Origin of the sequence: Methanobacterium congolense (assembly GCF_900095295.1) — an archaeon.
GTDB classification, from domain to species: Archaea; Methanobacteriota; Methanobacteria; order Methanobacteriales; family Methanobacteriaceae; genus Methanobacterium_C; species Methanobacterium_C congolense.
The window spans coordinates 2,167,386-2,180,999 of record NZ_LT607756.1 but is presented as its reverse complement, the minus strand read 5'-3'; the positions used below and the strand labels follow the sequence as shown (position 1 = coordinate 2,180,999).

The following is a 13,614-nucleotide window of genomic DNA, read 5'->3' as shown; positions in this document are numbered from 1 at the left end:
GCATCAATAGGGATGGAAAAGAAGAAATCCCATTAGAATCCTTTAAATCGATTCATCCTCATGGAATCATTCATTAAAATTAAGGATGGTAATTGAAGCTAAAAATAAATTTAAATACAAGTCAAAATCATGAAATTGAAGATAAAACAGGGGATAAAGGGGATTTAGAATAAATTCATAGAATAATTTCAACATCTAATGGAATGGAAGGTAATATTAATGTTCTTATCGACTAAAAAATGTGAAGGCCTTGGGGAATGTATCAAGGAATGTCCAACAGAGGCAATAAGACTCATAGAAGGCAAAGCATTCAGCTGCATCACCTGCGGAGCATGTGCAGAGGCCTGTCCAAATAGGGCCATATTTAAAAATAGATATGGTGGCTACGTTGTTGACAGGGCAAGGTGCAACGCATGTGGTGTGTGTGAAATGACGTGTCCAGTTAACAGCATACACATCGAAGACGGAGTAGTGAAGGGTATCTGTGCACGATGTGGTATATGTGCCGACGCATGTCCAATAAATGCAAGGGTGGATGCATATGATGTTATTGAGGACAGACAGCTTAAATTCCTTGAAGCACTTAACCTGACAGTTCAACCAACTCTTCCAACCGCCAAGAAAGAGGATGAAAAGGTTCAGAGGACCAACGTCGTCACAGACACTGAGAAGTGTACACTTTGCGGAAGATGCCAGTACTACTGCCCAACAGATGCAATAATGGTTGATGTGAACCTTGAAGGAAAATGCACCCAGTGCCGTGTTTGTGAGGATGTGTGTCCAGTAGGAGCCATAGAAAACGGTGTCATAGACCCTGAGAAATGTACCCTCTGCCTGAAGTGCATGAAGGAATGCCCACAAAACGCAATCTACATCGACGACTTCAAGGTGAACATCCGAAAGCCTGAAGAGGGTGAGGAAATTGAAGGTACCATAGTTTCATGCCTCAACTGCGGACTCTGTGCGGATGCATGCAGCCGTGGGGCACTCAGACAGATCGATGGCAAGATGAGGTACGACCCAACCCTCTGTGAGGACTGCAAAACAATGGAATGCCTTGATGTCTGCCCGGTAGGTACATTGAGACTTTCAGAGGAGCCTGAAAGAACTGTTAAAGGATTCTGTGTATCCTGCGGAAAATGTGTACAGGCCTGCGACTACAACGAGGCAAGAAGCTTCAAAAACATCACATGGAAGGGTGATGTTTCAGAGGATTGTATATCATGTGGTGTATGTGCAGAGGTCTGTCCGAAGGATGCAATAACCCTTAAAAAGGGTTCAATCGAGGTTGACCTTGAAAAATGTGTTCTCTGCGAAAAATGCGCCATACACTGTCCTAAAGATGCTATCAAAAAGACAACCCTGTATAAAAAAGAAATAAAAGATGGTTTCAGCTTTATACAGGACAAACTATGCATGAGATGCAAGCTCTGCACCAAAATATGTCCTGAAGAGGCTATAACCGAAGCAGAGGATGGCAGTATTGTAGTCGATGATTCAAAATGTACCTACTGTGGTGCATGTTCAAATGCATGTCCAGCAAGGGCCATACTATTTGAAAGGGAATTCGAGGTATCACAATGAAAAATTTAATCAGAATATTTCTGGAGGGGGCCTACAGCAACTTTAAACGGATATTATTTGCCTCAGACCGTGTTACAGATATGGAACTTCGAAGCAAAATCCTTGAAGGCAGGATAGTCCCAACCGACAAGGTTGCAGAGGTTCAATGCATAGGATGCGGAGGTTGCAGCAACGCCTGTCCAACAGGAGCAGTTGAAATGGTGGATCTGGATGAACCAGTCCAGCTCATGGAGGGAATGATGAAAACGCAGATTCCAGTTCTTCACACTGAAAAATGTGTTCACTGTTACTACTGCCATGATTTCTGTCCACTTTACGCCCTTTTCGGCGAGGCAGGAACCATACACCCAAACGATGTGGGGCAGCCAGACTCAGACATAGCAACACTCCTTGAAAAACCTGTTAAAATATCTGATGATAAGTTAGCTTTCATATCACAATTCTTATCAGATTCAACTGTATTGAGAAAGAGAAAGGAGTAGAAAACGAAATTTCTGCAGGATGTTGCAGATTACTTAACCTGATCTTACGATTAACCTTAAAAAAACCTTAAAAGAGGAATGATATGAGTTTAAAATCATATTCAAGGGCAAGGGCCGTACATGTCATGCTCGTGTACACTGGAGGATGCAATGGATGCGATATTGAAATAGTCAACTGCATACTCTCACCAAAATACGATGCAGAACAGTACAAGGTCTTTTTAACATGGAATCCCAGGGAAGCAGACGTTCTTGTAGTCACAGGCCCGGTAACAAAACATACGGAACAGCCACTGCGTGAAATATACAAGGCAATACCTGAACCCAAGGCTGTTGTTGCAGCAGGTGCATGTGCACTAATGGGTGGAGTTTATAAGAACATACATGGAGACATACCCTCTGAAGAGATTGCAGGGCCTGTTGAAAACATAATACCTGTTGATGCAAAGGTACCTGGATGTTCTGTACGACCTGAGGATGTTTTATCTGGAGTTGTTGCAGCCCTTCCAAAACTGTTGGATGCAAAATAGAAAAGTAACTGATTAAACAATTTATTTAATAAAATAAAGATTAAAAATCAATATTCAAATGATCAAAATCAAATTTTAACAAATAACATGAATTAATGGGATCAAAGGTTTTTAAAACCAAATGTGCTTAAAAAGGTGTATTTATGGATGAGGATAACAAGGGAAACAGGAATGTAAGCAGTGAAAATTCCAAACAGACTGTTATAGAAACAGAAATAGCAATGGGAACTGTGCACCCTGCAGCCCTTGAACCATACAGGGTACGGTTGTTCGTTGAAGACGAGATTGTGAAGGATGCTGAAATAACAATAGGAATCAACCACAGGGGAATAGAACGTATAATGGAAGGACTGCCCGTTGAAAAAGCAAACAGTCTGACTGAGAAGGTCTGTGGAATATGTTCCAACAGCCACATCTGGAACTCTTGCATGGTTGCAGAGAAGGCCCTTGACATAGAGGTACCAGAAAGGGCAAACTACATACGAATCATAATGGAAGAACTTGAAAGACTCCACAGCCACCTTCTCTACCTTGCCCATGGAAATGAGGTTCTGGGACATGAAACCTTCTCAATGAGGCTGTTCTACATCAGGGAAACAGTCATGGAACTCCTCAGGATGATAGGGGGTAACAGGGTTCAGTACGGAGCATCAGTCATCGGAGGGGTCAGACCAAGATGCGAACTGGACGAAATGAGAATACAGAAGATCCTTGAGGGAATGGATACTGTTGAAGAGAAATTAACAGCATTCGCAGACAGATTCGTATCGGATCCAATGATCATGTCCCGTATCACAGGTGTGGGAGTACTCACCCAGAAGGAAGCCCTGGAATTGGGTGCAACAGGACCAACCCTCAGGGCAACAGGATACGAACAGGATTTAAGACGTGAAATGTCTGTTTACGACCCATTCGAATTTGATATCATAACCCAGGATGGTGGAGATGTTAAATCCAACCTCCTCATGAGGGTTTTTGAATGTTTTGAATCCATAAAGATAATAAGACAGGCAATTGCAGGTCTTCCAGATGGTAAAATAACCAACAGGACATGGGAGATGCACGATGCCCCAATAACCAGGAGCTACATAGAGGTGCCAAGGGGTACATTGTACCACTCCTACGCACTGGAAGACGGCAGAGTCCGGGGTTCAATCATAAGAACCCCTTCCATTGCAAACATAGGGGCGATGCAGCATGCATGCATAGGCCACCACATAACAGATGCCCAGCTTGCAATTGTACAGTGCGATCCCTGTTTCACATGCACGGATCGTGCAATCAAGATAATTAGATTAGATGAATAGTGAAAAATCCGCAGATTAAAACGTTAAGTCATGATAAAAATCATAGAAATATAGGGATTAGGAGAAGTGCAGATGACTGTTATAAATTCAATAATTGCAGTAATAGGAACACTGATACTGGCTTTTCTGGTGAGCTTATGGCTTCCAGGAATTGAGAGGAAGTTTGTGCATGCAAGGATCCAGCAGAGGGTAGGTCCACCAATCTCAAGTCCGGGACTTATGGCTCCGATCAAATTTTTCTTCAAGGAAACCATAAAACCCGCATCCCCAATGCCAAGACTCTACAACGCCCTGCCAATCATAAGTTTACTATCAGTGGTGTTCATACTAATCGTTATAATGCCTCAAATGTACCCATTAGCAGCGTTTGCAAGTATGGTGGCAGTCATAGGTCTTTTGAAGATAGAAGAAGTACTCTACATGTTCATGGGATCCCTTTCCAAATCAGTTCTCTCCCTCAGAATGCCCTTCCCAGATATTGTTAAGGGTGCAAAGCATCCTGAAGTAAAGAGATCATTCCTTGAAGAACTCAGTACAGTAAGGGCTTTTCGTTTAATAGCATTCGGTTCATTCCCACTTTACATAGCCTTATTTGTGCCTGTTACAATGGCCCGGAGTATTTACCTTCAGGACATAGTTGCCTACCAACACATACACGGACCAATACTCTTCACAGTTGCAGGGGTACTGGGAGCGATAGTGTTCTTCATAGGATTCATGGTGCTTTTGAATGAATACCCCTTCTCTATACTCAAGGCCAAGGCAGATGTTATAGAGGGACCCTTACTTGAATATGCATCAAAATACAGGGCATATGTTTACATAAGCAGAGGATTCCTGATATTTGTACTTGCAACGGTGTTCACAACCCTTTTCCTGGGAATGCCACCGAACATCATGAGTTGGACAATACTGGTGAACATACTGGTTGCAATTATATTACCAATCCTAATGGCTGTACTCAGTGCATTCTCCCCAATATTCACCAACAAACAGTTCTACCCTGTTGTTGCAGGAGCATCCATACTTGGAGTTGTTGCAATAGTCGCAACATTCCTTTAAACTGCCAAGTGTTCAATAAGATTAATTGAAGGATAATTGGTTTGATTCAGTATGATGGTGTGTTTATCACGCCCTGAAATCCAATTCTTATTCTTCATTCCTTTAAAGAGATAAAGATTCTAAATTTAAAAATAAACAGAAAATATCCGTCTGGTGATCAAATGAAGTTCGTTGTAAGGCCACAGCATATAATCAGTCTTGGAGGTTACATACGTGAGACTAGATTCCCATACAGGAACCTTATCGTTGTAAATCCCACAGAAGAACCCATAAAAATAGATATTCCTGTATTTGAAGAGGAATGGATAGAAGAGCACAGAAAATTGGGCCTGGAAATCACACCGGTTACCGAGGAAGAATCCTTCTTAACAGCCTTCAAAAAGGCCAAGGCCAAACTCGATGCTCAGATCAGTAAAAGCTCTTAATTCCTAATATTTATTTTTAAGATACCTGAATCATTCAAGTCTTATTTTTCTATATTTAATTTCTATATTTAATTTTTAAAAGTTATTCTCAGTATATTTTTTCCCTATATTTTCAGTTCTAAAAACTATTTAACATGGTTTTAAATTAATTTTAAAGGTTTATATTTGGTTGATAAGAATCTACAATTTTTAAAACGTCCTTCATGAAAAGATAAGTGTATATAAGACATGATTTTGCATCTTCCAGATTGAAACTTATCTCCCTGTGCCCTCCCCTCTGCATGAACTCGTTCAAACCATCCAAGTAGTTCAAAATGTAATCTAACTTTACTGATAAGAGTTCACCATGTTCATCATGTTTCCCAACACCTTCTAGAACGTACTGTATCTTAAGTTTTACCTGTTCCCGTTTCGGTGTTTCATTAACATCCATGGAATTAACGTACTCATTGAAAAGGGCATCTGAAAAATCAAGGAACATTTGCCTGCAGTCGTAGGCAACCCTTGCAAAACCATTTTCATGATTTTCAGAGCTTAAATCTTCGTATATAAAATTTAATCGTGTTAATATTTCTGGATCAAGGGTTTCGAGTTTTGAATCAACGTAAATCTTTGTTTCATCCATTAAATGGGAAATTAAACATGTTTTCCCCTCAGTTTTTTCTATTTCCTCCTCGTGGATTTTCTCTTCCATCTGATTGAGGACATGGATGCCTCTGTTGTTGATCTTCACTATGAAGTCTCCCCCAAGCCGCATCTGCATATCAACAAGATTTGCGTCTTTAAGGTGTTTCAGGTTTCTTTCAAGGTCTGAATCAGGAATTTGACATTCATCAAGTAGTATAACCCTGTTTGCATAGGCTGAAGGTTCCTTATCGTAGGCAAGTTTAAGGTACTTCAAAATACGAAATCTTATCTGGTCGTTGTTCATGGTCACACCTCACACCTCTATTTTTATCAAATAGGTCCTTAATCTATCTTTTTATTCTATCCTTTTTATTAAAAATCTATTTCCATTAAAACTTCTTTTTTTATGTGAATCAGCTATTTCAAAAATAATATTTTAATAATAGTATCCATTGATTCAAACGATTCAATCTTATTTAGCCTCTGCAGGTCCCATATCCTTCATCATGAACAGTGCAAATTTTATCATGAATGATGCAAACCATTTCTTGAATGGATTTATTTTAACCGGATAAAAAAAGTCTTTTTTATCCTTATAAAACTCATTATCTGCAGGTAAATATTCCTTCATCTCAGAACTCATTTTCATGAACCTGAAGTGCATGTACTGGTTAAATCTGGGTGAAGGCAGTTTTTTTCCCTTGAGTTTTTTGTAGAACTCCTCTGCAGATCCAGCTGTCTTCTTATTGTTTTTAATTTTAAGGCCTTCAGATGCTGGCCATGGCGGACAGATGGCACCAAGTTGGACCACAGGTCCAAAACCCCAAACTTCAAGTTTTGACAGATAATCCAATGTTTCTTTTAACCCTGCACCTCCAGTTGTGGCTAAAACCATGGCTTTCTGATTAAAAAAGCGTGGTCTGTGAAATACATAGGAGAACCTGTCTATAAAGTTTTTCATGAGTGCCGATACATTCTGGCAGTAACAGGGACTTACAAATATTATACCATCTGATTTAAGCATTTTTTCCTCAATTTCAGCTCTTTCATCTTTAATAGGGCAGAAATTTTCCCCTTTGATGACGCAGGCAAAACATCCCCTGCACATTTGCAGATCAGCATCCTTGAGGAAGAGGTATTCAAAGGTCACATCATCTATGTCTTTCATTTTTTCCTCAACCTGTTTTGTAACATTGTAACTGTTACCCTTACCCTTTGGACTTCCAATTATTGCCAATACCTTCATTTAAATCTCCATTTATAGTCCGTAAATCTAATGCTCTTTATTTTTTAAGTTTTTTAGTCAATTACTCCACAATTTTCCTTGCAACCCTCAAAGCCAGGGCGGAAGTCAGTAGTATGGTTGGCAGTCCCTGTGAGCGGGGAGCAAGTGAAAGGTCAGCAACCCAAAGCCCATCTGGTAGCCAGGAAGGTTTCATTGAATTTACATCCTCTTTTTTCAGGGGAACTGTCCCGCCAAAATGGCCTCCATTGTACATTCCTGTTACAAATGGGCCTGAAACACCAGAATCTTCCATTATGTCCTTTGCATGGGAAACTGCTCTGTCTATTTTTGTCCGATCCTTGGGAGAAATGTCTTTGTGCACGCTTCCATCTGCACAAACGGTTCCATCTGCTATATCTGCCATTTTTACCATTATTCCAACCCTGTCTTCCAGTGAAACATTTCGCCATGGTTTGTGGAACCAGTGGGATAACACATCCAGGTATGGAGATAATATGTAATCCTCATGCTCTGTGTACCATAACATGGGAGGTTCTTTAAGCTGTTTAGCTCCTTTATAAACGCCTCCAAGCGTAAGAACGATATCAACCCAGAGATGGTCTTCAGCAGGCAAATCAGAATTCTTAAGTATCTGGGCCGTTCCAATTCCTCCGGCAGCCAGCACCACCACATCCCCCTCTACAACCTTAGTTGATAACCCTGATTTAACAACAACACCTTTCACACGTCCATTCCCAATTAAAACCCTCTGAACCTGGGATGATGTGTGAAGTATAGCCCCCATTTTCAGTGCATCGTCTAAAAACCGCCTGGAATCCCAACGTGCCCCAGTGGAACATCCCATTTCACAAAGTCCACATGAGGTACACAAACTGGGTTCAACAGCCTTGGGAGTTGGATGTGGGTTCAGACCCAATCTTTTGGCGGATTCAAACATATCCTGGGTTAAGGGTCTCCACCTTTTCTTTGGAAAGGGTTTCACACCCATGATCTTTTCAAGTTCTTCAAATTCAGGTGTGAGATCAAGTCCAATCTCTTTCAGACCATGATCAGCCCGTACAATGTTACCGCAAGATAGGGTTGTGCAGCCACCGGTACCAATACCTCTAACGAGTACCAGATCCCTTTCAGAACGCATCACATCCATGTAGGAGAATATACGCCCGATGGTTTTTTCACCTCCTAGAAGACCTGCCTTTCTGAGGGGTTCAGTCATTGTTAAACGCCTGGTGAATGGCTTAAATGCTTTTCCTGATTCAAATATTGTGACATCAAATCCATTCATGGCTAATTCACGTGCAGCAGTTGCTCCTCCTGCACCAGATCCCACAACTATTGCTTTCATATTTTTTGCCCCATATCCAAAACTTTTCTTGAATTTTTTTTGAATTTCAAATTAATTTCTTTTATCGAAGTTTAAAACATTTCACTCAATTTATATCAAAGTTTATGCAGGCTTCACACTCTTTAGCACCCTCAGTTATCCTTTTTTTGAATAACATATTCATATTTTCATTTAAACCGTGAACAACTCCTTCATCTGCAGCGCTCATCATTCTGCATGTTTCAGGGGAGTAGTGATCCGCCAGTGCACATCTTTTAACCCTTAAAACCATATTTTTCCCCAGATTTTTAACTTCGAAATCTATTCCAAGCACTCTGTACATTAGTTCTGCTGCTTTAACAGTGTCCTGGAGGTTCTCCCCCTTTAAACCAAGAAGTTTCCGTGTTTCCAATCCCAGCTTGTAACCCTCCTCGAAGAGTGCCTTTCTTCCCACGTCCATAGCTTTTTCATAGCCAAGGGATTCAATAAGTGCATTCACTTGGATATTGTGGTGTTCAGCCATTAAAGCTCTTCTATCCTCAATATTTCCCTCCATAACCAGGTTTTCCAGTTGATTCAAAGATTCTGGCGAGTACTCCTTCATGAGTTCATCCAGGCATTTGATTGTTGCCTCTGCAACTTTATCCAGCTCCCTCTTCAACAGGAGATGAGGTGTCCAGATGGATAGTAGTTTCATTTTAATGTTCATAATGGTTTCCTGCACTTCCTAAACCTATCGTGCCAAGTTTTAAGATATTTTCGGGGATTTTTTTCACATCCATATGTAAATCTGTGGTTTCCACATTGTAATCATGCCAATCTGCGTACATGAAATCTATGAGATCCTGGTAGTGTTCCATGATATTTTTTCTCTTAAGCTTGAGGTTGGCTGTTAGGTCACCACCCTCTATGGACAGATCGTTGTTTAAAACTGCCCACCTCTTTATCTTTTCTGGATGAGAAAGATTAAAATTCACTTCCCTAATGGATTCACCAATTTTATCCATATTTACACCTTCATCTGCCCATATCATGGAAATACAGTAGGGTTTTTCATCTCCAAACACCATGACATCAGATACACAGTCTAAATCCTTTAGCATTGACTCGATCTTCATGGGGCTGATAGTTTTTCCGTAGGAGTTGACTATCATCTCTTTTTTGCGTCCTGTTATCACAAGACTTCCTTCAGGAGTCAGATGGCCATAGTCACCTGTAAGAAGCCATCCCTCTTCAAATAAAAAATCGTCACGTGTTTTATCGTTGAAGTAACCCGGTGTTACTTGTGGCCCACGTACCATCACTTCACAGTCATTTTTCAATTTCAAATCTGTTCCTGGAAGGGGTTCACCTACGGTTCCTATTCTGTTGGTTCCCAGACGATTTATTGTAACAAGTGGTGCTTCAGTTAGACCATAGGCATTGTGGACTTCAATACCTAACTCTTTGTAACCCCTGAGGAGATCTTCACTTACAGGTGCAGAACCCACAATCAATTGGGCACATGCATCAAGACCTGCCCTTTTAAGGAGGGATCTTCTCAATATTCTTCGAAGTATCTTCTTTTTGAATCCATCATCCTCAGCCAGGTATACCCTTCCCATCCTACTTTGGGTGAAACTGGACCAGACCTTCTCATAGAATCTGGGTACCGAGAAAAATATGCTGGGCTTTACCTGGGGTAGGGTGGCTTTCAGATCCTGGAAGTCCTCAAGGAAGTAAAGTTTCAAGGGTGCTGGAGCATAGTAAGGAGCATAGGTTCCGAGAATACCTTCAACAACATGGTTCATGGGTAAAAATGATAGATAAGAAACTTCATGGGTTCTGTCTAGCCATGGAGGCATTGAAGCAATGAATTCAGCCATCCACCTCAGATTTCCATGGGTGAATGTGACGCCTGATGGTTTACCAGTGGTTCCTGAGGTGTATCGAATGGTGGCAATACTATTGAAATCAACAGGAGCCACAGGGGTCACAGGAAAATTCATGACTTCATCCTCACTTCCGAGGTCAAGAAACTCGTCCCAGGAAATGATGTCCCATGGAATTTCCACAGACTCCCTGCAAAATGAAACAATTTTTGTTCCAGTTTCTTCAAATTTCCCAATTTTATCCAGGATGTTGGGGGTACCTGCGAAAAGTACAGATGCTTCACAGTCATCTAAAATTTCTTTAATTTCCTCTAATGGGCTAGTATAATACAATGGAACACTCACAGCCCCAATTAATCCAATGGCAACATCCAGTATCAGGTAACGTGTGCTGTTAAATCCAACCACTGCCACCCTATCTCCGGGCCCCACTCCCAAGGAACTGAGTGCTACTGCAGCCCGGACCATGTCATTCCTGACTTCAGAGGAGGATCGTTTTTCAAATCTGCCCTCAACAACATCGTAATATTCAACAGGCCTGCTCTGACTTTTAAGTCGGAATAAAACCTGTTCATGAATGGTTCGATCTGAACGGTGAAAAAATCCCATATAAACTGCATAATCCAATATTTTAGGTAAAAGAGATTTCCAGCTAATTTCATAGGGTCCCATCAGTCTATCAATGTTTTTCCTGGAAAATTCCCTTCTTTCATTGAAGTAGGGTGAAAGCAGGGCAATTGTATTGATCGTTCCACCTTTAAAACCCGTTAAACTCTGTAATTTTGATAAATGGGGAGTCATTGAGGATAAAGGTAAAAATATAGGATTTGGAAGTTTTAAATCCATATTATCCTGTGCCCAGGTTTTTATGAAATCAACGAGTTCTCTAACACTTGGAAGGGAATCATGTGGTGCGGTTAAATGGAAATTTTGGCCTTCTGCATTGGGATCAAAGGTTAAATCACTAACTGCATCTGCAACGTAGTCCACAGGTACCAGATTGATCTTTAGGGATGGAGAAACCGGCACGATCCTCATTTTTCCATTTAGGTAAAGCCTTAGAATAGTGTAAACTGTGTTGAAGGTTTTTACATAACCTGTACGTGAATCACCAACCACCATACCTGGTCTGAATACAGATACTGGTAGATTGGACTTTTTTACCTCAAGCTCTCCTTCAAACTTACTTCTTTCGTAGTTACTCAAAAATCCATACTCATCTGTGAGTGAACCCTCATCAACATGACCTTCCCGTCCGCCTGCAACGTAAGCCGTGGATACGTGGGAAAAACGTTGAATTCCATGGTTAAGATGGGCATCTTGGCCCAGTTTAAGAACGTTAAGATTTCCCTGAACATTGATCTTTCTGAGTTCCTCCATTGGGGCATTGAGCCTGAGATCTGCAGCTGTATGAATTATATGGGTGATCTTTCCCACCAGATCTTCATACAAATCTTTTTCAATGCCGAGTTTTTCCTTTGAAATATCTCCCCTAACGAACTGAATCTTTTTATCCTTCAATCCCTGCACTTCAGTCGTTGGTGTGTTTTTTAGGTTATCTGCTCCTTTAGCCACTTCCTTATCATCTTCAATCAATTCTAAAAGCTCAGGCCACTCCCACCAGGCACGGGCAAGATGTCTTTTGGCGTACTCATCATCAGAACCACGTACCAGGACGATAATCGAGCAATTTTCCATTTTAACCAATCTACGGGCTATCTGTGTTCCCAGAAAACCCGTTGCCCCTGTGAGGAAAACAACCTTCATCACCGCACCTCCCATCCTCTTTCAATGAGAAAATCCCTCAATAACTCCTTGTTTTTCTTTGCACATATTAAATGCTCTTTGTAGCCCTGTTTTAACTTTTTATGAATTTTGTCTGGATTTTCAATAAGCTCATTTATGTTTTTTTCGATTTCATCCCATTTTTTATCTGATTTTTCAGTTCTGTAATCGAAAAGATAGCTATCCATCTCAAGTTCCCTGTAAAGCCCAATCAGTCTGGGGTCATGTGCAACTGCTATCTGGGGAACTGCTGCTTCAAGGGATAAAACAGCTGCATGGTAACGTGATGTAACCAGTAATTCAAGGCTCTGGAGTATTCCAGTCATCTTGGAGGTGTTAAACTCCCTTGAACTGAATATATGGGCATTCTTGGAGTTCTGCATTTTACCCAGGACACTGCGTGCGAAGGGTTCGTCCAACTCTTCCATGCAGAGGAGTGCAACGTTCTTCCCGTACTTTTCTACCACCCTATCAGCTGCTGCAGCCCATCTCCCGGCCAGTTCGTCACTTTCTCGGGATCTCTTTTTGGAACGTGAGAAGTAGTATGGCCATTTGTAAAGATCTCTGCTTCTGCCCCAGGGCATTATAACAACAGGCCAGAGGTAAAAATCAACCACTGCAAATCCAACAACCCCTGCCCCACTTTGGTGAAGGGATTTCTTTGCCCAGACATCTTTGAGAACATTCTCGTCCTCCACATCTTTTTGGAAGATAAATGCGTTGTCTGCTGTATGTTTTATTGGAGCAGTAACCCCTAACTTTTTCAGCCTATCTGCAGCCAATTCAGTCCTGGCTATGATCAGATCTGTCTTGCTGGCTTCTCTTTTAACAAGAAACTTATTTAAAAATGATAAATCTCCAGCATCCACTGAATAAGCAATGCATGGTTTTTTAAATGAACTGGCGCATCTTGTTGCCCATAAAAAAGCCCAGAGGAGAGCAGAAGTCCATGTGTCCATGTAACAGCTTCCTTCAACAAGTAAAACCAGATCGTGCTCTTTCACGAGCTTTTTAACTGCAAAGAAGAAAATTGATGAAATTGGAACGATTTTAAGGTTGGTTTCCTCCTTGATGTAACGGCGCAGATTTTTTTCGTTGAGGGTGGGAATGGTTATAAAAACGTCTGGACCTAAAACATTCCGAACATCATTTACTATGGAGATTAACCGGGCTTCAGAGCCTGTATTGTTGGCTCCATTGTAACCAACCAGAAGAACCTTAACGTTCTGCTTTAAATCTGGTTTTATCCGGTTTTTAGAGAATTTTGGCCCATTATCAACAGTATTTGATCCTTTTTCACGCTTTGAACTGTCTGTTACCTTGAATAAATCCATTCATCCACCTTTAAATAATTGAAAATTTTTTCATCAA

General features: G+C 41.0%; 12 protein-coding genes. 6 read left to right on the top strand and 6 right to left on the bottom strand.

Translation table 11 applies throughout. The features are described 5' to 3' along the window. Positions 1-219 precede the first annotated feature (219 nt). The 6 genes from MCBB_RS10380 to MCBB_RS10355 all read left to right on the top strand — a co-directional run bounded on the left by MCBB_RS10380 (position 220) and on the right by MCBB_RS10355 (position 5,390). Positions 220-1,584, top strand: a complete 1,365-nt coding sequence (locus tag MCBB_RS10380) for a 4Fe-4S binding protein (protein ID WP_071907694.1) — start codon at positions 220-222, stop codon at positions 1,582-1,584. Next, complete coding sequence (locus tag MCBB_RS10375) at positions 1,581-2,066, top strand: 4Fe-4S dicluster domain-containing protein (RefSeq protein WP_071907693.1); 486 nt, start codon at positions 1,581-1,583, stop codon at positions 2,064-2,066. Before MCBB_RS10380 ends, MCBB_RS10375 begins: the two co-directional genes overlap by 4 nt. 83 nt (positions 2,067-2,149) lie before the next feature. After that, positions 2,150-2,596, top strand: coding sequence for an NADH-quinone oxidoreductase subunit B family protein (locus MCBB_RS10370; protein WP_071907692.1), 447 nt, complete (start codon positions 2,150-2,152; stop codon positions 2,594-2,596). Between the two features lie 143 nt (positions 2,597-2,739). Beyond that, positions 2,740-3,903 (top strand): hydrogenase large subunit, encoded by a 1,164-nt coding sequence (locus MCBB_RS10365; protein WP_071907691.1) that lies wholly within the window; start codon positions 2,740-2,742, stop codon positions 3,901-3,903. Between the two features lie 72 nt (positions 3,904-3,975). Beyond that, on the top strand, positions 3,976-4,965 hold the full coding sequence (locus MCBB_RS10360; protein WP_071907690.1) for a respiratory chain complex I subunit 1 family protein: 990 nt from the start codon (positions 3,976-3,978) through the stop codon (positions 4,963-4,965). 161 nt (positions 4,966-5,126) lie between these two features. Further along, positions 5,127-5,390, top strand: a complete 264-nt coding sequence (locus MCBB_RS10355; protein WP_071907689.1) for an energy-converting hydrogenase B subunit P — start codon at positions 5,127-5,129, stop codon at positions 5,388-5,390. A gap of 151 nt (positions 5,391-5,541) precedes the next feature. On the opposite strand, the gene MCBB_RS10350 is transcribed toward MCBB_RS10355, so the two are convergent. The 6 genes from MCBB_RS10350 to MCBB_RS10325 form a co-directional block, all read right to left on the bottom strand. Then, complete coding sequence (locus MCBB_RS10350) at positions 5,542-6,321, bottom strand: hypothetical protein (RefSeq protein WP_071907688.1); 780 nt, start codon at positions 6,319-6,321, stop codon at positions 5,542-5,544. A gap of 168 nt (positions 6,322-6,489) precedes the next feature. Then, positions 6,490-7,263, bottom strand: a complete 774-nt coding sequence (locus tag MCBB_RS10345; RefSeq protein WP_071907687.1) for a flavodoxin family protein — start codon at positions 7,261-7,263, stop codon at positions 6,490-6,492. 61 nt (positions 7,264-7,324) lie between these two features. After that, on the bottom strand, positions 7,325-8,608 hold the full coding sequence (locus MCBB_RS10340; protein WP_071907686.1) for a GMC family oxidoreductase N-terminal domain-containing protein: 1,284 nt from the start codon (positions 8,606-8,608) through the stop codon (positions 7,325-7,327). Positions 8,609-8,693: 85 nt separating this feature from the next. After that, positions 8,694-9,284 (bottom strand): L-2-amino-thiazoline-4-carboxylic acid hydrolase, encoded by a 591-nt coding sequence (locus MCBB_RS10335; RefSeq protein WP_231916361.1) that lies wholly within the window; start codon positions 9,282-9,284, stop codon positions 8,694-8,696. Position 9,285: 1 nt separating this feature from the next. Continuing rightward, positions 9,286-12,225 (bottom strand): AMP-binding protein, encoded by a 2,940-nt coding sequence (locus tag MCBB_RS10330; RefSeq protein ID WP_071907684.1) that lies wholly within the window; start codon positions 12,223-12,225, stop codon positions 9,286-9,288. Further along, on the bottom strand, positions 12,225-13,577 hold the full coding sequence (locus tag MCBB_RS10325) for a polysaccharide pyruvyl transferase family protein (RefSeq protein ID WP_084789954.1): 1,353 nt from the start codon (positions 13,575-13,577) through the stop codon (positions 12,225-12,227). The genes MCBB_RS10330 and MCBB_RS10325 overlap by 1 nt, the downstream gene beginning before the upstream one ends. Positions 13,578-13,614: the final 37 nt, after the last annotated feature.